Origin of the sequence: Pseudomonas solani, from assembly GCF_026072635.1 — a bacterium.
In the GTDB taxonomy this organism is placed as follows: domain Bacteria; phylum Pseudomonadota; class Gammaproteobacteria; order Pseudomonadales; family Pseudomonadaceae; genus Metapseudomonas; species Metapseudomonas solani.
The window spans coordinates 5,596,114-5,619,760 of record NZ_AP023081.1; the positions used below are offsets into that span (position 1 = coordinate 5,596,114).

Consider the following 23,647-nt stretch of genomic DNA (forward strand, 5'->3'; position numbering starts at 1 on the left):
GTTCGTCTTCAGGGGTGGATCAGGCTTTCGGCGGCTTGGCGGCGGCCTTGGTGGCGCGGGGTTTCTTCAGCAGTGCCGGTTTCTCTTCGGCGGCGGCCTTGGGCGCCCGTGGCTTGCGCGTGGGCGCCGGGGTGGCGACCGCTTCGGCCGGAGCGCTGGCCGGCACTTCCTTGGGCTTGTTCACCCGCCGTGGCTTGGGGGCCGGTGGGCGTTCGCCACGGGTTTCCGATTCGGCGAGCTTGCGCGCCATCTCCCAGTGGCGGGCGTCCTGGCCGCTGGGTTTGCCCTCCGATTCCCAGATCTGGTACGCGAGTTCGCGGATGCGCTGTTCATCTGCACTCATGGCTGCTGCTCCTGATGAGGTCTGAAACACAAGAGGTTGACGGGGAAGTCGGCCAGCGCCTCGGCCAGGGCGATGCACCCTTCGATGGGGTGCAGCGGCGCCCGGGAGAACACGCCGGTAAGCGGGCTGTCGCCGATGGCGGCGGGCAGCACCACGCGGGTGTCGGCCCAGCGCTCGGGCGGAATATGGGGGGTGACGGCCTCGCCCAGCAGCTCGCTGGCCAGGCGCGGGACCAGTACCACCAGGTAATCGCCGCCGTGGCTGCGGGCGAAGGCCAGCACCTGCCCGGCATGGGCGCCTTCCACCGGCAAGGGCTGATAGTCGCCCCGGGCGAACAGCTCGGCGCGGGCATAACGCACCGACAGCACGGTCGCGATCAGTGATTGCTTGATGCGGCCGTCACGCCAGGACGCGATCAGCCCGGGCTGGTCGGCCAGCTCGGTGAGGGCGTCGATGCGCCGGGCGAAATCCACTTCGCGGCGGTTGTCCGGGTCCACCAGGCTGAAGTCCCAGAATTCGGTGCCCTGGTAGAGATCGGGGATGCCCGGCGTTGCCATGCGCAGCAGGCACTGGGCCAGGCCGTTGAGGGCGCCGGCGGGGGCGATGGCGTTGGCCGCCGCGGCGATCTCGATGCGCAGCTCGCGGGCGGTGTCGCGGGCCAGCAGGTCATGGAGGAAGGTGCGGCAGGCCACTTCATAGGCGGCGTTGGGCGCGCTCCAGCTGCTGTGCAGCTTGGCCTCGCGCAGGGCCTTTTCCTGCCAGCGCAGCAGGCGCTCCAGGTAGGCGTTGAGGGCGTGGCGGTCGTCGGCGTCCAGGTCCAGCGGCCAGCTGCCGAGCAGGCACTGGTAGAGCATCAGCTCGTCTGCTGCGCTGGGCGCGCCCTGGTTGTCCAGCACCTCGCGCAGCGGCGTGGCCAGGCGGCGCCAGTGCTCGCAGCGGGCGGCGAACCAGGCCGAGCGTTCGCTGAGTACCGCCAGGCGTGCGCGGTTGTCTTCGCCGCGCTTGTGGTCGTGGGTGGCAGTGGTCAGCAGGTTGCCGGGGAAATGCTGCGAGCGGGCCAGGCATTGGGCGTGGAAGTCACCGACCGGGCCGCTGAACTGCTGCGGGTCGAAACCCACGTCGTTGCGCGAGAGCAGCACCGCCGAGCGGTAGCAGGCGGTGTCTTCCACGGCCTTGGCCGCCGCTGGCGAGGTGAGCTGCTGGAAGCGCGCGAGCACCTTGCGCCGCAGCGTGCGTTGCGGCCCCGGCGGCACCTCGCGCAGGGGCTGGCCGCCCAGCCAGCGGTCGAGGTGCTGCAGCAGGGGCTGGTCGGCTTCGCCCAGGGTGCTGCGGGCGCCGGCCAGGGCCTGCTCGAAGACCCGCCGGTCCTGTTCGGAGCGGCCGAGGGCGCCGGCATAGGTGCGGTACACCGGGAAATGCACGATGAGCTCCAGCAGCGCGCGGCGGATGGCGCCCAGGGTCAGGTCGCGGGTGGCGATGTCCTCGCGGGCCACCAGCAGCAGGTTCTGCGCGAGGTTTTCCAGGTCGCCCGCCAGGGAACTGGTGAGCACCAGTTGGCGGGCTTCGCGTACCTCGTCCTCGAAGCGCCCGGAGCGGCCGCTGAGGGTGCTCCACAGGGCCGTGAGCTGCAGCTCGCCGAGGGGCGAGTGCTGCAGCAGCGACACCTGGTTCATGAATTCGTAGCCGGTGGTGCCGTCCACGAGCCAGTCGCGGGACAGGCACTCCCCGGGGCCGAGGATCTTCTCCACGTAGATGGGGAAGTGCTGGCCGAGCAGGGCGCGCGGACGCTTGTCCAGCAGGCCCTCGACGCGCCGGCGCAGGCGGCGGCAGTAGCCGCGCGGGTCGGCCAGGCCGTCGATGTGGTCGATGCGCAGGCCGTCCACCAGGCCGGCTTCGATCAGCTCGAAGACCTTGGCGTGGGTGGCCTCGAACACCTCGGGGCGTTCCACCCGCAGGCCGCCCAGCTCATTGATGTCGAAGAAGCGCCGCCAGTTGATGTCGTCGGCGGCGGTGCGCCAGCTGGCCAGGCGGTAGTGCTGGCGTTCCAGCAACTGGTGCAGGCGTTCCAGGCCCTCGGGCGTGTCGGGGTGGTAGCGCTCCAGGGCACGCAGCAGGGGCTCGTCGCGGGGCGCGGCGGCGGCCAGCTGGCGGCGCAGTTCAGCGGCCTGTTGCCAGGCCTCGGGCTGCCCCTCCAGGGCCTCGAAGCGCGCGGCCAGCTCGCTGAGCACGGGGGCATCGCTGGCCCGCAGCAGCTCGCCATAGCTGGGCGGGGTGAGGGGGAAGCGGTGGTCGAAGTGCTGGGCATAGAGGCTGCCGCTGTCGGCGTCGTAGCGCAGGGCGATCTCCCCGGCGGCCAGCACCTCGCCATAGTCGCTGCGCAGGAAGGGCACCAGCAGCTGGCCGCGCAGCAGCGGATCGTGGGAGCGCCACTGGATGTCGAAGAACTGCGCGTAGGGGCTGCCACGGCCCCATTCGAGGACGTCGAGCCACCAGGGGTTGTCGTCGCCGCCCACGGCCATGTGGTTGGAGACGATGTCGAGGATCAGCCCCATGCGCTGTTCACGCAGGGCGGCGACCAGGCGCTTGAGCGCCGCCTCGCCGCCCAGCTCGGGGTTGACCCGGGTGGGGTTGACCACGTCGTAGCCGTGGGTGGAGCCGCTGCGCGCGGTGAGCAGCGGCGAGGCGTAGAGATGGCTGATGCCCAGGCGCGCGAAGTAATGCACCAGGGGCACCGCGTCGTCGAGGGTGAAGCCCCGGTGGAACTGCAGGCGCTGGGTGGCGCGGATCTCACTCATGGCCCTGGTCCTCCACCTGGCGGCGTGCTTCGTCGAGGCGGTGCAGGCGTCGCTCGGCGGCGGGGCCGTCGAGCATGGTCGCGGCGGGTTCCGCCCAGCGCCGCCGCCAATTGGGGTGGTGGTCACCGGGGCCGGGCAGGTTGGGCTGTTCGTCGCTGCCCATCACGTCTTCCAGGGGCAGCAGCACCAGGGGCGCGGGGGTGCGGCCGATGAAGCCGATGCAGGCATCCAGCTGCTCGTCGTTGTCGCGTTCGCCCTGCAGCGCCTGGGACTGGTCGCTGGCGTAGAGCGCGGTGGTCAGGGCGAGCTTTTCCCGGGCGCGGGTCTCGCGGTCGCCGTGGCTGTGCTCGGCGCTGCGCTGGCCGGTGATCTCGCGCCACTCGATATCGCGGCCCAGCAGCCAGCCGCGCATGCTCGGCAGGTCGTGGGTGGTGGTGGTGGCGAGGGCGTCGCGGGGCCAGCTGTGGGGCGGCAGGAAGCGGCCGTCGCTTTGCTCGAAGAGCAGCACGCGCATGCCGAGGATCATCCGCTGCGCCAGTTCCTCGCGCAGGCCGGCGGGCACGGTACCGAGGTCTTCGCCGATGACCAGGGCGCGGTGGCGGAAGGATTCCAGCGAGAGCAGGCGCAGCAGGTCCTGCAGCGGGTAGTTGAGGTAGGCGCCGGCTTCCGGCGGCGCGCCCTGGGGCAGCACCCAGAGGCGCTTGAGGCCCATCACATGGTCGATGCGGATGCCGCCGGCGTGGGCCAGGTTGGCCTGGAGCATCTCGATGAAGGCGCGGTAGCCGTGGCGTTGCAGCCCTTCGGGGAGAAGGCCGAGACGCCCCAGCTCTGCCCGGAGCGGTTGAGGATGTCCGGCGGCGCACCCACGGTCACGGCGGGCAGCAATTCGGCCTGGCGCGCCCAGGCCTGGCTGCCGGCACCGTCGGCCCCCACGGCGAGGTCGGCGATCAGGCCGATCTTCATGCCGGCGCCACGGGCGGCGCTCTGCACCCGATCCAGCCCCCGGGCCACCAGCCACTGGCAGAAGGCGTGGAAGGTGACTTCCTGTTCGTGCTCGGCGGCGAAGCGCTGCACGGCCTCGTGGTGGGGGTCGCGGTATTGCTCGGGCCACACGCGCCAGTCGGTGGGCAGGCCGCTGCGGCTCATGAAGCCGTGCAGGGCCTCGAAGCGGCAGTGTTGCAGCAGGGCGTCGCCGCCGTGCTGGCGGAAACTGGCGAAGTCGGCGCTGAAGGCGTTCTCCGGGCCGGCGAAGCCCGCGAACAGCTGGCGCAGGATGGCCTGGCGGCTGGCGGCCACGGCGGGCCAGTCGATCAGCGGCTCGGCCTCCAGGCGCGCCAGTTCGGCGCCCAGGCCGCTGGCACTGATGGCTTCCTGCAGGGCGCGTTCACCGAGGATGCAGCCGGGGGCGGCGTGCAGCACGTTGAACAGCAGGCGGCTGGAAGGCGAGTAGGGGCTGTAGTTGTAGCTGTTGGCGCTGAACATGGCGTGCACCGGGCTCAAGGCGATGGCATCGGCGCCCTTGGCCGCGGCGCTGCGGGCCAGTTCCTCCAGGGCCTGGGTGTCGCCGAGGCCGCCGTCGCCGGGGCGGCGCAGGGAGTACAGCTGGGCGGTGAGGCCCCAGATGTGGCGGCGCTGGTGGTCGCTGAGCTGGGCCACGCTCTGGCAGGCCGGTGGCGCCACGGCCAGGGTCAGGGCCTGGTCGCCGATCAGCAGGCGCTGGTAGCCGCAGGCGGCGATGGCGGGCAGACGGCCTTCGTGGTCGAGGCGGGCGTCGATCCGGGCGCCATCCTCCAGTTGCAGCTGGAAGGGGGTGCCGGCGGCGAAGTGGCGGGCCAGGGACAGCGGCTGGCCCTGGTCCAGGGTCAGCAGCGGGGCGAGGGCGGCCTGGCTGCGCTGCTGTTCGAGGTGGGCCAGGGCGGCGTGCAGCTGCTGCTCGCTCTGCGCCGGGTAGCCGAGGGCTTCGAGCAGCGCGCGCTGGGCCTCGGGCGCCACCTGCTGGGGGCGGCCGTCGGCGTCGGTCCAGTGGATGCTGAGGCCGGCGGCACCGGCCAGTTCAGCCAACAGGGCGTCGCTCATGCGCTGTCCTCCAGGGTTACGGCGACGCTGCGCGCGGCCAGCAGGCCCTGGCGGTAGTCGTCCAGGGCCGTGCGGTGGGAAAAGATCACCCGCGCGCCTTCGCGGGGCAGCGGGGCGCGTACCGGCTCGGCGGCGAGGTTGAGGTCGATGCGCAGCAGGCTGCCGTCGCCCAGGCGCCAACTGGCCGAGACGGCCTTTTCCTCCAGCACCCGGGTGCCGATGGCCTGGCTGCCGGGCAGGCGCGGCACCAGATGCGCGTGGCGCAGTTCCAGCAGGCGCCGGTAGTACACGCGCCAGGCCTGCTGGGCGGGCTCGGTGCAGGTGGCGCAGTCGGGAATGGAGCCGGTGAAGGTGCCCAGGGCGTTGGGGTCGGGAATGCTCTGGCGGATCTGCTCGTCGGCGAACACCGCGAACTCGCGGAACTCGTTGCGCCGGCCGTCGCGCACCGCGCGGCCCAGTTCCTCGTTGTGCGAGGTGAAGAACAGGAAGGGCTGGCGTGAGCCCCATTCCTCGCCCATGAACAGCAGCGGGATCATCGGGCTGAGCAGCAGCAGGGCGGTGGCGGCCTTGAGTTCGTCGGGCTCGGCCAGGCTGGCCAGGCGTTCGCCGAAGGCGCGGTTGCCCACCTGGTCATGGTTCTGCAGGAACAGCACGAAGGCGGTGGGCGGCAGGTGCACGCTGGGTTCGCCGCGCAGGTGGCCGCGGCGGGTGGCTTCGCCCTGATAGACGAAACCCTCGCCCAGGCAGCGCGCCAGCTTGCTGGTGGGGTCGCTGGCGAAGTCGGCGTAATAGCCCTCGTGCTCACCGGTGAGCAGCGCGTGCAGCACGTTATGGCCGTCGTCGTTCCACTGCGCGTCGTAGCCTTGTTCCAGCAGGCCGGCGTCGTTGTCTTCGTTCTCCAGCACCAGGTGCAGGTGGCGGCCGTTGCCGGCGGCCGCGCGCAGGCGGCTGGCCAGTTCGGTGAGGAAATCCTTCTCGGCGATGGCGTGCACGGCGTCGAAGCGCAGGCCGTCGACACGGTAGTCGAGCACCCACATCAGGGCGTTCTCGCAGAAGAAGTCGCGCACCTGCACCTGGCGGAAGTCGATGGCCGGGCCCCAGGGCGTCTGCCGTTCGGCATTGAAGAAGGCGCTGGCGTACTGGCCGAGGTAGTTGCCGTCGGGGCCGAAGTGGTTGTAGACGACGTCGACGAACACCATCAGGCCCAGGCCATGGGCGCTGTCGATCAGCCGCTTCAGGGCTTCCGGCGTGCCATAGGTGCTGTCCGGAGCGAAGGGCAGCACGCCGTCGTAGCCCCAGTTGCGCGCGCCGGGGAATTCCCCCAGGGGCATGAGTTCGATGGCGGTGACGCCCAGTTCCTTGAGCCCGGGCAGCAGGGCCTCGACCCGGTCGAAGCCGCCCAGCAGGCCGACGTGCAGCTCGTAGATCACCGCCTCGTGCCAGGGCCGCCCGCGCCAGTCCGGGTGGCGCCAGCGGTAGGCCTCGGGGTCGACCACCCGGCTGAAGCCGTGGGGGCCGTCCTCCTGGGCCCGCGAGGCCGGGTCGGGCACGCGCAGGCGTTCGTCGATCAGGTAGCGGTACAGGGTGCCGGCGCCCACGGGCAGGTGGCAGCAGTGCCAGCCTTCGCCGTGGGCACGCAGCGGGTGGCGGCTGCCGTCGGCCAGCTCCACTTCGACGAAGCGGGCGTCGGGTGCCCAGAGGGCGAAGCGCGTGGTGCCGTCCTCCTCGAGCAGCGCCCCATGGCTGCGCGTGAGGGGAAACATCAAGCCGGGCCCTCCGCCTGCAGCGCCACCGAAGTGGCCTTGAGCAGCCGCTTGTAGAGCCGGTCGTAGGGCTTCACCGATTGCCGCCAGTAGAGCGGCGAGGCCATGGCCTGGCAGCGCATGGCATTGAGCAGATCGGGGTGGCGGTAGACGTTGAGGGCGCGCTGCACGGCATCCAGGTAGCTGGCGGCATCGGCCTCGCGGAACAGGAAGCCGGTGACGCCATCCTCGATGGTGTCGGCCAGGCCGCCGGTGCGCCGGGCGATGGGCAGCGAACCGAAGCGCTGGGCGTACATCTGGCTCAGGCCGCAGGGCTCGAAGCGCGAGGGCATGAGCAGGAAGTCGCTGCCGGCGAACATGCGCCGGGCGTCGGTCTCGTTGAAGCCCACGTGCACGCCGATGCGCCGTGGGTGGCGCTGGGCGAGGTCCTGCATGGCCGCTTCCAGGGCCGGTTCGCCCCGGCCGATGATGGCCATGCGACCGCCGCCTGCGACGATGGCGTCGGCGATCTCCAGGGTCAGGTCGATGCCTTTCTGCTGCACCAGGCGCGAGACCACGGCGAACAGCGGGCCGTCCATGGGCTCCAGGTCGAAGAGCTTCTCGACGTATTCGCGGTTCTCGCGTTTGCCCTGCCACAGCTGGGCGCTGAAGCTGGCCACCAGGTGCTCGTCGGTGCGCGGGTCCCAGCTTTCGTCGATGCCGTTGGTGATGCCGCTGAGCTGGCCCTGGTCGACGCGGTGCTTGAGCATGCCTTCCAGGCCGCAGCCGAAGTCCTCGGTGGTGATCTCGTGGGCGTAGTTCTCGCTCACGGTGGTCACGTGGTTGGCGTGGGCGATACCGGCCTTGAGGAACGACAGCTTGCCGTAGAACTCCATGCTCTCGTGGCTGCAGGCTTCCGGCGGCAGGCCCAGTTCGGGGCTGCATTGCGGGTCGATCAGGCCCTGGTAGGCGAGGTTGTGGATGGTGAACACGCTGGGCGTGGTCTGCCCGCGCCAGGCCATGTAGGCCGGGGCGAGGCCGGCGGGCCAGTCGTTGGCGTGGATCAGCTCCGGGCACCAGCTGAGGCAGGCGGTGCCGGCGGCCAGCTCGGCGGCGGCCAGGCCCAGGCGGGCGAAGCGGATGTGGTTGTCCGGCCAATCGCGGCCGTTGGCGTCGCCGTAGGGCGTGCCTTCGCGCTCGTAGAGCTCGGGGCAGATGATCACGTAGACGATCAGGCCGTCGGGCAGGTCCATGCGGCCGATGCGGCAGGCGGGCAGGGCGGCGTGCCCCGGCACCCGGCCGATCACGCGGATCGGGTGGCCGCTCTCCAGCACCTGTCGGTAACCGGGGATGAGGACGCGAACGTCATGTTGGGAAGCCAGGGCACGGGGCAAGGCAGCAGAAACGTCCCCCAGGCCGCCGACCTTGACCAGGTCGGCGAACTCCGAGGTGACGAAGAGAATTCTTTTCTTGTTGGTGTGCAGGCTTTCAACATGCAGCTGGGGGCGATTGGTCATGGAACTCAAACCCCCGAGCTGAGCGCTCGCTACAGCATTTCCCATATCATCCTCCGCTATCCGAGATTCCCTGATACGGGGATGCCGTCCTCGCCACCCATGCGCGGGCCATCGTTCCTGCATCGCACAAACGCCGATGCCAGTTGGAAAGATGAGTTTGAAAACCGGGCACAGACGTCACATCCCCACATAAACCCTGACTGGACGCAGCGCGGAGAAGTTTCGACTTTTTTTCCTTCCGGCCGGCTGTCGGGGAACTTTGGCGATGGCGGTTGTCGTCGAGAGCGGTGGGCTGAAGCAGAGCGCCGCACGGCCCACCCTCTGGAGCATCGTGGGTAAACATCCACGCCCTCAGGACACCTCGGAGCATGCAGCCGCCGCTAACTAGGGACGTAGGGTGTGCTGCGTGTTTAGCCGGGATACATGGGTAACGCTTGTCGGGAGACATGGGTAACGGGTTGATGGTCGTTACTTCTTCTCTCTCAGGTCGAACTGGCGGATTGTCTTATGGATGAAAATCACATCGTAGACACCATCCACACCGGTGGGGCGGATGGCGACTCGCTCACCCAACAATCCACCACCGACGAAACGGCTTTTCCCCTTGAATTGCACTTGCCCGGTCCCTGCCACCTTGAGCACCTTGTCCTCCGGCTCGTACTCGATTTCCGGCAATTGCTCCGGGTACGCCCTTAGGCTTGGCTGATAGCGCGATATCGGTGGTAACTGGCCCAGTGCCTCATGAGGTCGTTGTTGGTTGTACTGGTCTCGCCATTGGTCCATCACGCGCTGGCAGTGCTCCATGTCACTGAAGCTGCGATGCAGCAGCTCACGCTTGAGGGTTTGATGGAAACGCTCGAGCTTGCCTTGCGTCTGCGGGTGATAAGGGCGGCTATGACTGACATCGATACCCAGGCGCATCAGCCAGACTTCCAGGGCGGATAGGCCGCCCTCGATGTTTGAGCCCCAGGGCGGGCCGTTGTCGGCCGTTATCCGGCATGGCAGCCCATAGCGACGGAAAACCGCGGCCAGCTTGGGGCGCACCAGTTCCAGGCGTTCCCCTTCACAGCCCTCCAGGCAGAGCGCAAAGCGTGAGTGGTCATCGAGTACCGTCAGCGGGTGGCAACGTGGTGAGTTGCGGTCCGAAAGATGGAAGTTGCCTTTGAAGTCGATCTGCCAGAGCTCGTTTGGCCGCTTGTGCTCGTAGCGATGGGTAGCTGGCGCCTGTACGTCCTCGGCGTGATAGCGCACCTGGCAGCCATGGCGCCGAAGAATCGCATCGAGGGTGCTGTGATGAGGGCGATCCATGGCCTTTGGCAACAGATGGAGCAGCTTGCGAGCGCCCCAATAAGGGAATTGGTGATGCAGGCGCACCACCTCTCGCTCCAGCTCGGCGCTGCTGCGTCCAGGACTCGTCAGCGGACGACGGGACTGATCCTGCAGGCCGGAATCACCCAGTTCTTGATATCGCTCCAGCCATTTGTAAGCCGTCTTGGGGCTGATGCCATAGCGTCGACAGAGCTCCCGGATGTTGCTCTGCGGGTGTTGGGCCAACAATACGAATTCACGTCGTATCGACATGGTGGTGCACTCCTGCCACGGCATCGCTCGAACTCCTCTTCGAAGGATTCCGTAAGCCTAAATGCGTTACCTATGTCTCCCGACACCTGTCACCTATGTCACCCGGCTGAACACTGCGCGCACCTGAAGCTCGCCGGAAGCACCGTGCGGCGGTGCGCACGGCACACCCTACGGCACGCGCTCATCCTGTTGAGTCCTCAAACAGGCAGAGCCGGTGACTCATGACCACGTCCTAAGGACATGCGCGCCCGTCGCCTGGGACGGTGGATTGGGGGAACTCGGGGACGCGGGGGTATTCCTAGCCTCTACAACAGGCACAGCGATACCCGGAGGCCGTCATGCAGAGCGTCGAGCAGGTTGTGAGTTTCCTCGAGAAGTACCAGCTGTCCCTGGTGACCGCCGAATCCTGCACCGGGGGGCTGATGGCCTCCCTGCTGGCCGGCGTGCCCGGCTGCGGCGCGGTGCTGGACCGCGGCTACGTGGCCTATTCGCCCACCGCCAAGCAGCAGTGCCTGGGAGTGGACCCTGCAACCATCGCCCGCTACGGGCTGACCAGCGAAGAGGTGGCGCGGGAGATGGCCCTGGGCGCCCTGGCCAACAGCGAGGCCAGCGTGGCCCTGGCCAACACCGGCATGGCCGAGGCCGAAGGCCCCCTGGACGGCCTGGTGTGTGTCGCCTGCGCCATGCTGATGGACGGCGAGCCCTGGGTGGTCAGCGAGCAGTTGCGCTTCGACGGTGACCGCAACCAGGTGCGCGAGGCCGCCGCCCAGCACGTGCTGCTGCAATTGCCCTATTACTACGAGCGCCTGCACCAGGCCATCGCCGCGCGGCTGCCAGGCGCGGCGGCCAACGGCTGAGTCACACTGGCGGCTGGCGCTCGGGCTCGACGATGGGTTCCGGGTGCCGCCCGCCGAGTTCCGGCGCTTCGCTGCGGGTCAGTTCGGCGCGCAGCTGCGGCAGGCAATGCGGGTAGCGGTGGGCGATGAAGTTCAGCAGGTTCTCGCGCAGGTAGCAGCGCAGGTCCCAGTTGCGGGAGGAGTCGATGGAGCTGACCAGCACCCGCAGCTGGATGGAGCGCTCGGTGGTGTCCACCAGCTGCAGCACGCTGACGCGGCCGTCCCACAGCTGCGGCACTTCCTTGCACAGGCGGTCCAGCTCCTGGCGCAGCGGGTCCAGCGGCATCTCGTAATCGGCCCAGAGCACCACCGCCCCGGTGATCGACGAGCTGACCCGGGTCCAATTCTGGAAGGGGTTCTCGATGAACCACTGCAAGGGCACCACCAGGCGCCGGTCATCCCAGATGCGCACCACCACGTAGGTGCCGGTTATTTCCTCGATGCGCCCCCATTCGTTCTCGACGATCACCACGTCATCCAGGCGGATGGGCTGGGTGATGGCGATCTGCAGGCCGGCGATCAGGTTGCCCAGCACCGGTTTGGCGGCGAAGCCCACCGCCAGGCCGGCGACGCCCGCCGAGGCCAGCAGGCTGGTGCCGAACTGGCGCGCGGTGGGGAAGGTCATGAGCATGGTGGCGGCGCCGAACAGCAGCACGAAGAAGCTCAGGGTGCGCACCAGGACGCGGGTCTGGGTCTGGATGCGGCGGGCGCGCAGGTTGTCGCTGATGTCCACCGGGTTGTGCAGCAGGATCACCTGTTGCACTGCGTCCACAGCGCGCAGGCCAAGCCAGGTGAAGGTGCCGATGATGGCCATCGAGGTGAGCTGGCGCAGCGGGCCGATGAACAGCAGGTCGTCGGGGGCGGCGCTCCATACCGTCTGCAGGCCCAGCAGGGGCAGCAGCAGGTAGAGCGGCCGGCGCACGCGCTGCAGCAGTTCGCGCAGGAACAGCACCGGCTTGGCCAGGCGAACCAGCACGCGCATCACGCCGCGCGCCACCAGGCTCAGGATCAGCACCACCGCTGCGGCGGTGAGCAGGGCCTTGAGCTCCGGCAGCGGCAGGTAGGGCAGCCAGTCTTCGAGCATGGGAAACCTCCGGGATCGCGGTAACCCTGTTAGTGACCCGGAGCCCGATGATGGGTTCGGGTGGATGTTCAGGCGGCCATGGCACGCCTGTAGGTTGGCGCCGAGCGCAGCAAGGCCCAACGGAGCGGGGTTCGGCTCTGCTGCGTTGGGCTTCGTGCCTCAGCCCAACCTACGGGAGCTACGGCGCCGAGAAATCCCCTGAACCGCCGCGCAACGGCGCGGCCGAAGTACAGGAGCCCCTTGCCTGGAGAAGCCTATGAATGCCGAAGCCCAAGCCTGTGCCGATGCCTGCGTGGTGTGTGCCGACGAATGCGCGCAATGCGTGACCGCGAGTCGCCTGGATGAGGGCGGGGAGTACCTGGAACGCTGCATCGAGCTGAGCCGCGAATGCGCGGACAGCTGCCTGCTGATGCAGGAGCTGGTGGAGCGTGAGAGCGCGCAGGTGGTGGGCTTCGGCAGGTTCTGCGCGAGTATCTGCCGGCTGTGCGCCGCCGAATGCCGGCGCCATGACCTGGCGCACTGCCAGCGGCTGGCCCAGGTCTGCGAGGACTGCGCGCAGCAATGCCAGGGCCTGGCCCTGGCTGCCTGAGGCTCAGGGCACGAAGCGCAGGGCGCTGGGGGCCGGGGTGCTGATCCTTTGCACCTGCTCCACCAGCAGGCCGCTTTGCGGGTCGCGGCTGAACACCACCAGGCTGTCGCTCTTCTGGTTGGCCACCAGCAGGAAACGCCCGTTCGGGGCGAAGGTGAATTCCCTCGGCTCATCGCCCCCGCTGGCGTGGCGCTGCACCTCGCTGAGGCTGCCGTCGGCGGCGCTCACCGCATAGACCACGATCTGGTTCTCCACGCCTCGACGGGCGACGTAGAGGAAGCGCCCGTCCGGCGACAGCTGGAGGGCGCCCAAGCGGCGATCGCCCTGGGCGTTGGCACCGGGCGGGTCCAGGTCCACCAGGCCCTGCTGTTCCAGCTTGGCCTCGTCGCGGCCGAGGATGGCGATCTGGTTGGACAGCTCCAGGGTCAGGTAGGCGCGGTTGCCGCTGCGGTCGAACACCAGGTGGCGCGGGCCGCTGCCCTTGGGCAGGGCGAAGGCGCCGGGCTTGGCCGCCTGCAGCGGCTTCTTCGGTTTATCCCCGTCGTAACGGTAGGCGTAGACCTTGTCGGCACCCAGGTCGGTGACGAAGAGGAAGTCGCCGGCCGGCACCGCCGCGTGCATGTGCGAGGAGCCCTGGCGCTGCGAGCCGCGCCGGGAGAAAGGCTGGCGCACCAGCTGGGCGACCGGGCCAAAGGTGCCGTGGGCGCTGACCGGGATGGCCGCCAGGCTGCCACCGGGCGTGGGCTTGCTGCCGTAATGAGCGACGAAGAGGAAGCGGCCATCCTCGCTGAGGCTGGCATGGGTGGGCTCGGCGCCCTTGCTCGCCACCTGGCTCAGGGGCGTGAGGCTGTGCTCGTCACCTTCGCCGATGGCGAAGCTGCTGACCTGGCCGGCCGGGTCGCGGCCCTTGGGCGGGTTCTCGTTGGTGACGAACAGCTGGTGGCCATCCGGCGAAAGCACCAGCCACGAGGGGTTGGCGCTGGCGAGGGTCTGCAGCGGCTTTTCCGTCAGCCGGCCCTGGGTGCCGTCGAAGGCGAAGCGCTGGATGCCGGGGCAGGTCTCGCCACTACAGCCCACCAGCAGTTGGGAGGTGTCGACGGGCGCCCGGCCGGCACAGCCGGCGAGCAGGGTCATGGCGCAGAACAGCAGTGGGACGTTACGCGGCATCGATCATTCCTTGGGCAGGGCGAAGGCCAGGACGTAGTCGCCCTGGCGGGTGTGCAGGGAACCATGGCCACCGGCGACCACCAGCACGTACTGGCGGCCATCCTTGCCGGTGTAGCTCATGGGCGTGGCCTGGCCGCCGGCGGGCAGGCGGCCTTCCCAGAGCTGCTTGCCATTGCGCACGTCGTAGGCGCGCAGGTACTGGTCGAGGGTGCCGGCGAGGAAGGCGACGCCCCCGCCGGTCATCACGCTGCCGCCCAGGCTGGGTACGCCCATGGGCAGCGGGATGGGGATCGGCGAGCTGTCGCGCACGGTGCCGTTCTTGTGTTTCCAGGCGACTTTCATGGTGGTCAGGTCCAGGGCCGCGACGTAGCCCCAGGGCGGCGACTGACAGGGCAGGCCGAGGGGCGAGAGCAGCGGCGATAACAGGGCGCCGAAGGGCGCACCCTTGTTCGGCTGTACGCCTTCGATCTCGCTCTTGCGCGCAGGTTCATCGGTGGCACTGCCTTCTGGCACCAATTTCGAGGTGAAGGCCATGTAGCTGGGGTTGAGGAAGGCGATCTGGCGCTCCGGGTCCACCGCGATGCCGCCCCAGTCGAAGACCCCGAAGTTGCCGGGGTAGACCAGGCTGCCCTGCTCGGAGGGCGGGGTGTAGATGCCCTCGTAGCGCAGGGAGCGGAAGGCGATGCGACAGAGCATCTGGTCGATCGGCGTGCCGCCCCACATGTCGCGCTCCTGCAGGGGCGGTGGCATCAGGTTGAGTGCGGACATGGGCTGGGTGGGGGCGGTGAAGTCGCCCTTGGCGGCGCCCTGGGGCACGGGGGTTTCCCTGACCGGGACGATGGGCTCGCCGGTGCGCCGGTCGAGCACGTAGAGGCTGCCCTGCTTGGTGGAGGCGATCAGTGCCGGGCGCGGGGCCTCGCCGGCCTTCTGCGGCGGCAGGTCCACCAGGCTCGGCTGGCCGCCGACGTCCATGTCCCAGAGGTCGTGGTGGGTCATCTGGAAGGTCCAGCGCACCTTGCCGGTGGCGATCTCCAGGGCGGTGACCCCGGCGCTGTAGGTTTCCGAGGCCTTGGTTCGGCGACCGCCCCATTGGTCCGGGGTCTGGTTGCCCATGGGCAGGTAGAGCAGGCCGAGCTTCTCGTCGAGGCTCATCACCGACCACATGTTCGGCGAGTTGCGGGTGTAGGTGCGGCCCTCGGGCAGCGGCGCGGTGTCGTCGGGGTTGCCGGCATCCCAGTTCCACACCAGGTGGCCGTCGTGCACGTCGTAGGCGCGGATCACGCCCGAGGGCTCGTCTTCTGAAATGTTGTCGGTGACATGGCCGCCGATGATCACCAGGTCGCGGCTGACGCCGGGTGGCGAGGTGGAGTAGTAGCCGCCCGGGGTGAAGCTGCCGATGCCACGGGTGAGGTCGATGGAGCCCTTGTCGCCGAATTCCTCGCAGGGCTTGCCGTCATCGGCGTCCAGGGCCATCAGGCGGGTGTCGGCGGTGGGCAGGAACAGGCGCCGCTCGCAGCGTTTGCTGTCACTGGGGCTGTCTTCCTGGTGGTAGGCGACACCGCGGCAGGTCATGTGCGCCCAGCCCTTGAAGCTGTCGGCGTTCTGGGTGCTGATCTTCGGGTCGAAGCGCCAGATCTCGCGGCCGCTGTCCGGGTCCAGGGCGATCACCTGGCTGTGCGGGGTGCACACGTAGAGCATGCCGTTGGCCTTGAGCGGGGTGTTCTCGGCGGTGGTTTCCTGCGGGTCGTCCGGGCCGGGCAGGTCGCCGGTGCGGTAGCTCCAGGCCAGTTCCAGCTTATGGGCGTTCTCCGGGGTGATCTGGCCCAGGGGCGAGTAGCGGTCGCCGGCGTTGCTGCGCCCGTAGGCCTGCCAGTCGCCTTCCGGCATCGGCGGCTCGCTCTGCACTGCCAGGGGGTTGCCGCGGCCGATCTCACCTTCCAGGTTGTGGGGCTCGGTGAACTGGCTGAGCAAGGCCACGGCGCCGGCCAGCAGCACCGCCACCAGCAGCGCACCGCCATTGGCCCGCGAGGTGCCGCCGGCCAGGCCACCGCGCGCCCAGGGCAGCAGCAACAGCACACCGATGCCGAACCACAGGGCCAGGCGCGGCACCAGTTGCCACCAGTCCAGGCCCACCTCCCAGAGCGCCCAGGCGGTGGAGGCGGCCAAGGTCACGGCGAACACCAGCAGGGCCGAGCCGAGGCCTTTCCACAGCAGGAAACCGGCCACCAGCAGGGCGCCACCGGTGAGCGGGTAGTACCAGGAGCCGCCGACCCAGACCAGGCGGATGCCGCCGATGAGCAACGCGAGGCCGAGCAGCAGCAGGAATAAGGCGAGCAGGCGGGCGAGGGGAGAAGGGCGGGCGCCGGGGGCGGACATGGGCAGTCCTCCGAATGGGGTTTTTGTGGGGGTAGTCGGGGGCGGCGGAACACGTGAATGGCGTGGCCTCGCTGAAGAGATCGAACCCCGCTGGGGTGAATAGTTCAGCGCCAGGCCGGCTGGATGGCATTTGGTCATCATTCCGTCATGGGCTTCGGGTTAGCTGTGCGCCACGCCTTCCAGCCTGGCTGGAGGGCCCGGCGTGCCTGGCCTGCGAATTTTCCCTGAACCGTCCTCGTCCAGCCTCCCTCTGAACCTCTGTGATCCTTTCCTGGTGAGCAAGACCATGAACCAGTTATTCGCAATGCTGCTCGGCCTGTTCGGCGCGGGCGAAACCGTCGCCGATGAGCAGAAGTCCGTGCAGCCGCTCCCCCAGCCCATCAGCGTGCAGCAGTGGCAGGCGGCCTTCGACGAGGCGCTGGCGTTGCCGGAGGTCCGCTACTCGTCGTCGGACCTGGTGACCATCGTCAAGAACGAGCGCGACGGCTCGGTCTACCTGTTCACCACCAGCAAGCACCCGGCCTACCCGGCGATGATCGAACGGCGCCTGGTGGGGTCGGATGGCCTGCGCTATTCCAGCACCGGCAGCTACGCGGGAAATGGCCAGGCCTATGCGGAGTGGCTGGAGAAGTACCGCCAGTTCGACAACCGTCCCTATGAGTCGATGGCTGCGAGCAAGGGCACGGAGCTGTCTTCGGCCAACTGACGGGTGCCTCTAACAACGTAGGCGAAGCCGTCAATGCAAGGCAAAACAGGCGAAAAAGCGCAGGTTACGCCGTGTAAATGAGCATTTTGATCGGACTCGCGCACGAGCCTGTTCTTAACGCCGCGATGGCAACGCAGGTAGTTTCTAGAAGTGCCCAACGGGCCGGGCGGGGAATCAGGGTTCAGCCTTGAAGGCCGCGCCCCGGCGGGTGAGGGTGATGCCGGTGGCGCTGACCAGCAGCAGGCCCTGGCCGTCGCTCTGCTCACCGTGAGACAGCTGGCCGCTGATCAGGCCAAGCTCCGCGAGATCGCGCAAGCCGATCATGACCCGGGCAGGGTCGCCTTCCAGAACGGCGGCATCACGAGGGGCGTCCTCACTGAGCTGGGCAAGGAGGGAACGCAGGAGCAGGGTGCGGCTTTGGATATCCATGAACGGGACTGCGGTGGGGACCGTCGCTGATTCTAGATCAGCTTGGCCCGGCGTGGTGTGGCGATTGTCGGACATCCAGTGAAATGGCATGTGCGCTGGGCTGGTGGGCGGGCTCCGCCGCATGGGTTTCGCTTCGCTCGCGGAACGCCGCCCGACGCATCCTACGAAAGCACGTCGTCACGTGCGCGCTGGGTTCGCGATCGGTCATCGCCGCCAACCGACAAATTTTTCACGTCTTCTTGATCCAGCCTTTACGGGTGTTGCTCCAGGGTATGGCCATCTTCTGGAGGATGCGCCATGACGCCCGGACCCCGACTCTCGCTGTTTTTCGCAGGCCTCTTGGCCGTCGCTTCGCTGGCCGTGCCGCTGGCCCAGGGCAATAGCCAGGTGCCGGAGCCGGCGGCCATGCTGTCGCGCCAGGCCTGGGCGGTGTCGCTGGACCCGGGCTTCAACCTGTACCGCATGACCCCTTCGCTGTTCCGCAGCGCACTGCCGGATGCCCGCGACCTGCCGCATCTGCAGCGCCTGGGCGTGCGCACGGTGGTGAGCTTCATCAAGGAGGACGACGCCGAGTGGCTGGGTGATGCCCAGGTGCGCCGGGTGAGCATTCCGTTGCATGCCGATCGGGTCGATGACGTGGATGTGCTCCGCGTGCTGCGGGTGTTGCGCCGGGCCGAAGCCCAGGGGCCGGTGCTGATGCACTGCAAGCACGGTCGCGACCGCACCGGGCTGATGGCGGCCATGTACCGCACCGTGGTGCAGGGCTGGAGCCGTGCCGATGCGCTGGCGGAGATGAAGGCCGGCGGCTTCGGCGATGCGCGGCAGATGGACGATGCCATCGCCTATGTCGAGGGCGCTGATATCGACGCCCTGCGCCAGGCCCTGGACAGCGGCGCCTGCAGCACCCGCGCCCTGGCCGCCTGCCAGGTGGGGCGCTGGTTGCGGGCCACCTTCGGCGAGGGGCCGGACGAAGAGGTGGCCCAGGGCGATGCCGTCCAGCAGGAGCGTGCCGACTCCTAACGGCGGCTTTCGCCGGATGCGTCGGGCGCACAACGGGTTCGCGAGCAGAGCTCGCTCCTACGCAGGCGGGTGCTGTGGCTGGGCTGAGGCGCAGCCGCTTTGCGGATGAATTCGCGCTTGCAGGGATGGCGAGAAGTGGCCAGCCCCGCCGTAGGGTGTGCTGCGCGCACCTGGAGGGGCGGGTGCACCCAAAAAGACAAAATGAGCGATGGGGCGAGGGGCGTTCGACAGCAAGAAGAGCGGTGGGCTGAAGCGGAGCGCCGCCCGGCCCGCCCTACGAGGGTGCGTTGAGGGGCGTCGTGGCTCGGCGGCAATCCGTAGGTGCCGGCAGCTCCGTTTGGTGGATGTAAAAAGCGACATCCACCCTACACAGCCCTCACCATCGTGCGGCTGGGTTCAATCGTCCGGGCTGATGATGCCCTTGCGTACGGCGTAGAGGACCAGGCCGGGGATGTCGTGGATGTCCAGGCGCTTCATGATCTGGGCACGATGGGCCTCCACGGTCTTGACGCTGAGGCCGAGGCCGTCGGCGATGGAACGGGTGGAGGCACCGCGGCTGATCAGGCGGAGGATCTCCACCTGGCGCTGGGTGAGGCCGGGGTCTTCGCTGCCGTGCTGGCGGGACAGGGCCTGGTCGATCACCGGCTGGGCGATGGCCGAGCTGAGGTAGCGCTGGCCACGGTCGACGGCCTTGAGGGCGAGGGCCAGCTCGACCATGGCGGCGTCCTTGAGCAGGTAGCCGTAGGCGCCTTTCTCCAGGGCGGAGAGCACCACCTCGGCATCGGTGTGCATCGACAGCATCAGTACGCGGGATTCGGGCACACGGGTGCCGAGGCGCTGCAGGGCCTCCAGGCCATCCACACCGTGCATGGAGATGTCGAGGAGAATGATGTCCGGCTTCAGTCGCTCGGCCATCTCGACGGCCTGTTCGCCGTCCTCCGCTTCTCCAACTACTTCGTAACCCTCCAGGTCGTTGACCATGGCGCGGACGCCAACGCGGATCAGTGCGTGGTCGTCGGCCAGCAACAGGCGACAGGTCATGGGCGCTCCTTGCGCAACGCGTCGTTCATGCATTACTCCAGGTGCAGGCCGCCCTGAAAAAGAGCACGCCTACAGGTACGGAGTAGCATCCGACACGAAGGTTCGCCCGGATCGACCGGACGGACGGTAGCACCGGGCCAGCATCCTGCCGGCTCGTTTCAGGGGTTGCGGCCTTCTATTTGGCGGCTTCGGCGGTCTTGTCGGGTGTTTGCCCCCGTGAGTAGCGAATGATGACTTCGGAAAGTTTCGACAGGGGTTCGGTGCTTTGCGCGGCGCCCATGCGCAGGGCTTCCTTGGGCATGCCGAAGACCACGCAACTGGCTTCGTCCTGGGCCACGGTGCGGGCGCCGGCCTCGCGCATGGCCAGCAAGCCCCGCGCACCGTCGTCGCCCATGCCGGTCATGATCACCCCCAGGGCGTTGTGCCCGGCGTGGCGGGCGACGGAGCGGAACAGCACGTCAACTGAAGGTTTGTGGCGGTTGACGTGGGGCCCGTCGAGCACTTCGACGAAGTACTGCGCGCCGCTGCGCTTGAGCTGCATGTGGCGCCCACCGGGGGCGACCAGGGCCAGGCCGGGGCGCACGCGGTCCATGTGCCGGGCTTCGCGCACGTCGATCTCGCAGACGGTGTCCAGGCGCTGGGCGAAGGCGGCGGTGAATTTCTCCGGCATGTGCTGGACGATGACGATGCCGGGGCAATCCACCGGCAGTTGCCGCAGCACCACTTCCAGGGCCTGGGTTCCGCCGGTGGAGGTGCCCAGGGCCACCACCCGGTCGGTGGTGGCGTAGCCGGTGGGGCGTGCCGCCGGTTCGGCCGGCGCCGCTGCCGGCGTGGCCTTGACCGGCGGCGGCGCGCTGCGCGGCATGGCGTGGGGGCGGCTGCGAGCGGCCAGTTCGATCTGCCGGATCAGGTCGCCGGAGAGCTGCTGCAGGCTGTCCTTGAGCCCCTGGCGGGCTTTTGTGAACACGCCCACGGCGCCGGCGGCGAGGGCTTCCAGGGTGATGGCGGCGCCGGCTTCGGTGAGGGTGGAGCAGATGATCGAGGGCGTCGGCCGCTCGGCCATGATCTTGCGCAGGAAGGTGATGCCGTCCATGCGCGGCATTTCCACGTCCAGGACCAGCACGTCGGGCCATTGCTTGCGCATCTTGTCGAGGGCGAACAGCGGGTCGGCGGCCTGGCCGATGACCTGGATGCCGGGGTGGTTGTCCAGGCAGGCGGTGAGCACCTGCCGCACCAGGGCGGAGTCGTCGACGATGAACACCTTGATCGGGTTCGGGGCGGGTTTGCTGAGCGGGCTCATGTGCGTTGGAATACCGAAGGCCGCACGGCACGCAGCGGCAGGTTGAAGCCATGCAGGCTTTCCGCATGGCCGATGAAGAACAGGCCGTCCGGGCGCAGGCGCTCCACCAGGCGCGCAACCATCGCGCGTTTTTCCTCCTGGCCGAAGTAGATGAGCACGTTGCGCAGGAAGATCACGTCGAAGGGGCCGATCTCCTTGGGGATCGGCCGGGTCAGATTGAGTTCGGCGAAGGTCACCCGGTGGCGCAGGGCCTGGCTCATGCGGAACAGCCCCTCGCTTTCCTCCACGCCCTTGAGGCAGTGGCGCTTGAGCCAGCCGGTGGGGAAGTTCTCCGCCTGCTCCATGGGGTAGGTGGCCAGGCGCGCCGTTTCCAGCACGCGGCGGCTGAGGTCGCTGGCGAAGATCGACCAGTCCTGGGTGCGGGCGTTCTCGGCCAGGGTCATGGCCATGCTGAAGGCTTCCTGGCCGGAGGAGCTGGCGGCGCTCCACAGGTGCAGCGGGCGGCGCTGGTGGGTGACCCATTCGCCGAGCTGCTTGAAGTGCTGCGGCTCACGGAAGAAGTAGGTTTCGTTGGTGGTGAGCAGGTCGATGACCGTGCGCCGCTCCTCCTGGGAGGCGGGGTCGTCGAGCACCTTCATGTAGTCGCCGTAGCTGGTCAGGTCGAGGGCGCGCAGGCGGCCCATCAGGCGGCCGGCCATCAGCGTGCGCTTCTGCTCGGCCATGCGGATGCCGGACGCCTCCAGCATCATCTGCTGCAGGCGGCGGAAGTCGCTGTCGCTGAGCTTGGGCAGGTGGCTGGTGGGCATCAGCCGGCCTGCTGGGCGAGGCTCAACTGGCGGATGTCGTCCAGCGAGAGCACGCGGCGCACGTCGAGGATGATGGTGAAGCCGCGCTCGTCGCGGGCCATGCCGGCGATGAAGTCGGTGCGGATGCCGGCGCCGAAGGGTGGCGCCTGCTCGACCTTGTCGGATTCGATGTCCAGCACCGCATCGACGGCGTCCACCACCAGGCCGATGCGTTGCTGCTGCTCATCCAGGTTGAGTTCGATGATGACGATGCAGGTGCGCTTGTTCGGCACGCTCAGCTCGAAGCCGAAGCGTGCCGCCAGGTCCAGCACCGGTACCACGTTGCCGCGCAGGTTGATCACCCCGTGGATGAAGGGCGGCATCATCGGCACGGTGGTGACCTGGCCGTACTCGATGATTTCGCGCACCAGGTCGATGGGCAGGGCGTAGCGCGCCTGGCGCACCCGGAACGACAGGTGCTGGATGCTGGTGGGCAGGGCCACCGGCACCATGGCCTTGGCTTCGTTCATGCCGCCTCCTCAGTTGAAGCTGACGAACTGGCCTTCGTCGGCCAGCGGCTGGTTCGGTTTGCGCGGTGCCGGCGGGCGGCGCAGTTCGCGCACGTTGCCGGGGCCACGGTCGTTGCGCACCGCCGGCAGCTTGTTGGCGTGGGCGGCGTTGTCCAGGCGGAAGTAGCCGATCAGCTCCTGCAGCTGGCTGGCCTGGGCGTTCATTTCCTCTGCGGTGGCGGCCAGCTCTTCGGAGGCGGAGGCGTTCTGCTGGGTGATCTGGTTCATCTGACCCATGGCGATGTTGATCTGCGCGGCGCCAGTGGTCTGCTCCTGGGATGCGGCGGTGATTTCCTGCACCAGGTCGGAGGTCTTCTGGATGTTGGGCACGATCTGGTCGAGCAGCGCGCCGGCCTGCTCGGCCAGGTGCACGCTGTTGCTGGCGACGCCGCCGATCTCCTGGGCGGCCACCTGGCTGCGTTCGGCGAGCTTGCGCACCTCGGCGGCGACCACCGCGAAGCCCTTGCCATGGTCGCCCGCGCGGGCGGCCTCGATGGCGGCGTTGAGGGCCAGCAGGTTGGTCTGGTAGGCGATGTCGTCGATGATGCCGATCTTGTCGGCGATCTGCTTCATGGCCTGGACCATCTCGCGCACCGCCTGGCCACCCTGCACGGCGTCGTTGGCGGCCTTGCCGGCGATGCCGTCGGTGATCTGCGCGCTTTCGGTGTTCTGCGCGATGGAGGCGGACATCTGCTCGACCGAGGCGGTGGTTTCCTCGACGCTGGCGGCCTGTTCGGTGGCGGCCTGGCTGAGGGATTGCGAGGTGGCGCTGACTTCCTCGGAGGCCGAGGACAGCGAGTCGGCCGCGCTGCGCACATCTGCCATGACGCTGCGCAGGCGCTCGGTCATGTGCTGCATGGAGGCCAGCAGGCGCCCGGTCTCGTCGCGGCTGTCGGATTCGACGTTCACCGTCAGGTCACCCTCGGCCAGGCTGTTGGCTACGCCCATGGCGCGGTTCAACGGCCGCGAGATGGAGCGGGTGACGAGAATACCGATGGCGAAGCCGAGCACGGCGGCGATGAGGATCAGCACGATCATCTGGGTCCGCGAGCCCAGGTAGATGTCGGTGATGCTGTCGTTGGCGTCCTTGGCGCGGGTTTTCTTCTGCACCACCAACTCGCTGATGGTGGCGTCGGCGGCATTGCCCTGGGCGCGCAGCTGCGGCATCAGTGCGGTGGCCTCGGTGCCCTGCGCCAGGGCGGCGTTTTTATTCGCCTCGAGCATCTGCAGCACGATTTTCTCGTATTCGGCCAGTTGCGTGTCGAGGGCGGCGAGCTTGGCGAGGGACTGCTCGCTGTCGAAGCTGCCGCGCGCCTTGTCGAGGTTCTCGTGCAGGTTCTTCATCGCCTCGTGGACCTGCGCGGCGGTGGCGTCGCGCTCCTGCTGGGAAGACGACAGCAGGTTGCTGCGCAGGTGGCGGCCCATGTAGATGAGGTCCATGTTGGCGTTCATCATGGTTTCCAGGGCAGCCATTTCGCGGCTGTACATCTGGTCGGAGAGGTCATTGACCTTGCCCAGGTTGACGATGCCCAGGACCCCTACCACGGCGGTCAGGAGCACCACCAGGGAGAATCCGGCGATCAGCCTGACGCCGATCTTCAGGTTGCTGATGAATTGCATGGCGGTGTTCT

General features: G+C 68.4%; 18 protein-coding genes and 1 pseudogene. 4 read left to right on the forward strand and 15 right to left on the reverse strand.

Annotated features, from left to right (window positions below; all coding sequences use genetic code 11):
• Positions 1-19 precede the first annotated feature (19 nt).
• The 6 genes and pseudogenes from PSm6_RS25285 to PSm6_RS25310 form a co-directional block, all read right to left on the reverse strand.
• Positions 20-343 carry a DUF2934 domain-containing protein gene (locus tag PSm6_RS25285; protein WP_021221702.1) on the reverse strand — a complete coding sequence of 108 codons (324 nt, stop codon included), beginning with the start codon at positions 341-343 and terminating at the stop codon, positions 20-22.
• Positions 340-3,138, reverse strand: coding sequence for a malto-oligosyltrehalose synthase (locus PSm6_RS25290; RefSeq protein ID WP_021221701.1), 2,799 nt, complete (start codon positions 3,136-3,138; stop codon positions 340-342). The genes PSm6_RS25285 and PSm6_RS25290 overlap by 4 nt, the downstream gene beginning before the upstream one ends.
• Positions 3,131-5,214: pseudogene (gene malQ / locus PSm6_RS25295) on the reverse strand (4-alpha-glucanotransferase). Before malQ ends, PSm6_RS25290 begins: the two are co-directional and overlap by 8 nt.
• Entirely contained in the window at positions 5,211-6,977 is a 1,767-nt protein-coding gene (treZ, locus tag PSm6_RS25300) for a malto-oligosyltrehalose trehalohydrolase (RefSeq protein ID WP_021221699.1), read from the reverse strand. Before treZ ends, malQ begins: the two are co-directional and overlap by 4 nt.
• Positions 6,977-8,518: a glycogen synthase GlgA gene (glgA, locus tag PSm6_RS25305; RefSeq protein ID WP_043245534.1), complete on the reverse strand. Its 1,542-nt coding sequence runs from the start codon at positions 8,516-8,518 to the stop codon at positions 6,977-6,979. The genes treZ and glgA overlap by 1 nt, the downstream gene beginning before the upstream one ends.
• A gap of 423 nt (positions 8,519-8,941) precedes the next feature.
• Positions 8,942-10,078 (reverse strand): IS481 family transposase, encoded by a 1,137-nt coding sequence (locus tag PSm6_RS25310; protein WP_265168564.1) that lies wholly within the window; start codon positions 10,076-10,078, stop codon positions 8,942-8,944.
• 314 nt (positions 10,079-10,392) lie between these two features.
• Here PSm6_RS25310 and PSm6_RS25315 point away from each other — a divergent pair, with 314 nt between their 5' ends.
• Entirely contained in the window at positions 10,393-10,911 is a 519-nt protein-coding gene (locus tag PSm6_RS25315; RefSeq protein ID WP_021221697.1) for a CinA family protein, read from the forward strand.
• A gap of 1 nt (position 10,912) precedes the next feature.
• Here the strand turns inward: PSm6_RS25315 and PSm6_RS25320 are convergent, their stop codons facing one another.
• Positions 10,913-12,034, reverse strand: coding sequence for a mechanosensitive ion channel family protein (locus tag PSm6_RS25320; RefSeq protein WP_371876971.1), 1,122 nt, complete (start codon positions 12,032-12,034; stop codon positions 10,913-10,915).
• A gap of 256 nt (positions 12,035-12,290) precedes the next feature.
• Between PSm6_RS25320 and PSm6_RS25325 the strand changes: the two genes are divergently transcribed.
• Positions 12,291-12,623, forward strand: a complete 333-nt coding sequence (locus PSm6_RS25325; RefSeq protein ID WP_265168565.1) for a four-helix bundle copper-binding protein — start codon at positions 12,291-12,293, stop codon at positions 12,621-12,623.
• A 3-nt stretch (positions 12,624-12,626) separates the two neighbouring features.
• Here the strand turns inward: PSm6_RS25325 and PSm6_RS25330 are convergent, their stop codons facing one another.
• On the reverse strand, positions 12,627-13,790 hold the full coding sequence (locus PSm6_RS25330) for a lactonase family protein (RefSeq protein WP_265168566.1): 1,164 nt from the start codon (positions 13,788-13,790) through the stop codon (positions 12,627-12,629).
• 3 nt (positions 13,791-13,793) lie between these two features.
• Entirely contained in the window at positions 13,794-16,166 is a 2,373-nt protein-coding gene (locus tag PSm6_RS25335; protein ID WP_265168567.1) for a glucose/quinate/shikimate family membrane-bound PQQ-dependent dehydrogenase, read from the reverse strand.
• Positions 16,167-16,452: 286 nt separating this feature from the next.
• Between PSm6_RS25335 and PSm6_RS25340 the strand changes: the two genes are divergently transcribed.
• Positions 16,453-16,872, forward strand: coding sequence for a hypothetical protein (locus PSm6_RS25340; protein ID WP_265168568.1), 420 nt, complete (start codon positions 16,453-16,455; stop codon positions 16,870-16,872).
• Between the two features lie 174 nt (positions 16,873-17,046).
• On the opposite strand, the gene PSm6_RS25345 is transcribed toward PSm6_RS25340, so the two are convergent.
• The gene (locus tag PSm6_RS25345; protein WP_021221691.1) at positions 17,047-17,301 is read right to left on the reverse strand and encodes a hypothetical protein; all 255 of its coding nucleotides are present in this window, start codon (positions 17,299-17,301) and stop codon (positions 17,047-17,049) included.
• A gap of 297 nt (positions 17,302-17,598) precedes the next feature.
• On the opposite strand from PSm6_RS25345, the gene PSm6_RS25350 reads away from it, so the two are divergent.
• Positions 17,599-18,321 carry a phosphatase domain-containing protein gene (locus PSm6_RS25350; protein ID WP_021221690.1) on the forward strand — a complete coding sequence of 241 codons (723 nt, stop codon included), beginning with the start codon at positions 17,599-17,601 and terminating at the stop codon, positions 18,319-18,321.
• A 396-nt stretch (positions 18,322-18,717) separates the two neighbouring features.
• Here the strand turns inward: PSm6_RS25350 and PSm6_RS25355 are convergent, their stop codons facing one another.
• From PSm6_RS25355 to PSm6_RS25375, 5 genes are all read right to left on the reverse strand, one after another.
• Entirely contained in the window at positions 18,718-19,362 is a 645-nt protein-coding gene (locus tag PSm6_RS25355) for a response regulator (RefSeq protein ID WP_021221689.1), read from the reverse strand.
• A gap of 175 nt (positions 19,363-19,537) precedes the next feature.
• Positions 19,538-20,662 carry a protein-glutamate methylesterase/protein-glutamine glutaminase gene (locus PSm6_RS25360; RefSeq protein ID WP_021221688.1) on the reverse strand — a complete coding sequence of 375 codons (1,125 nt, stop codon included), beginning with the start codon at positions 20,660-20,662 and terminating at the stop codon, positions 19,538-19,540.
• The gene (locus PSm6_RS25365; RefSeq protein ID WP_043247064.1) at positions 20,659-21,468 is read right to left on the reverse strand and encodes a CheR family methyltransferase; all 810 of its coding nucleotides are present in this window, start codon (positions 21,466-21,468) and stop codon (positions 20,659-20,661) included. Before PSm6_RS25365 ends, PSm6_RS25360 begins: the two co-directional genes overlap by 4 nt.
• Positions 21,468-21,977, reverse strand: a complete 510-nt coding sequence (locus PSm6_RS25370) for a chemotaxis protein CheW (RefSeq protein ID WP_021221686.1) — start codon at positions 21,975-21,977, stop codon at positions 21,468-21,470. The genes PSm6_RS25365 and PSm6_RS25370 overlap by 1 nt, the downstream gene beginning before the upstream one ends.
• Before the next feature lie 9 nt (positions 21,978-21,986).
• On the reverse strand, positions 21,987-23,636 hold the full coding sequence (locus PSm6_RS25375; RefSeq protein WP_021221685.1) for a methyl-accepting chemotaxis protein: 1,650 nt from the start codon (positions 23,634-23,636) through the stop codon (positions 21,987-21,989).
• Positions 23,637-23,647: the final 11 nt, after the last annotated feature.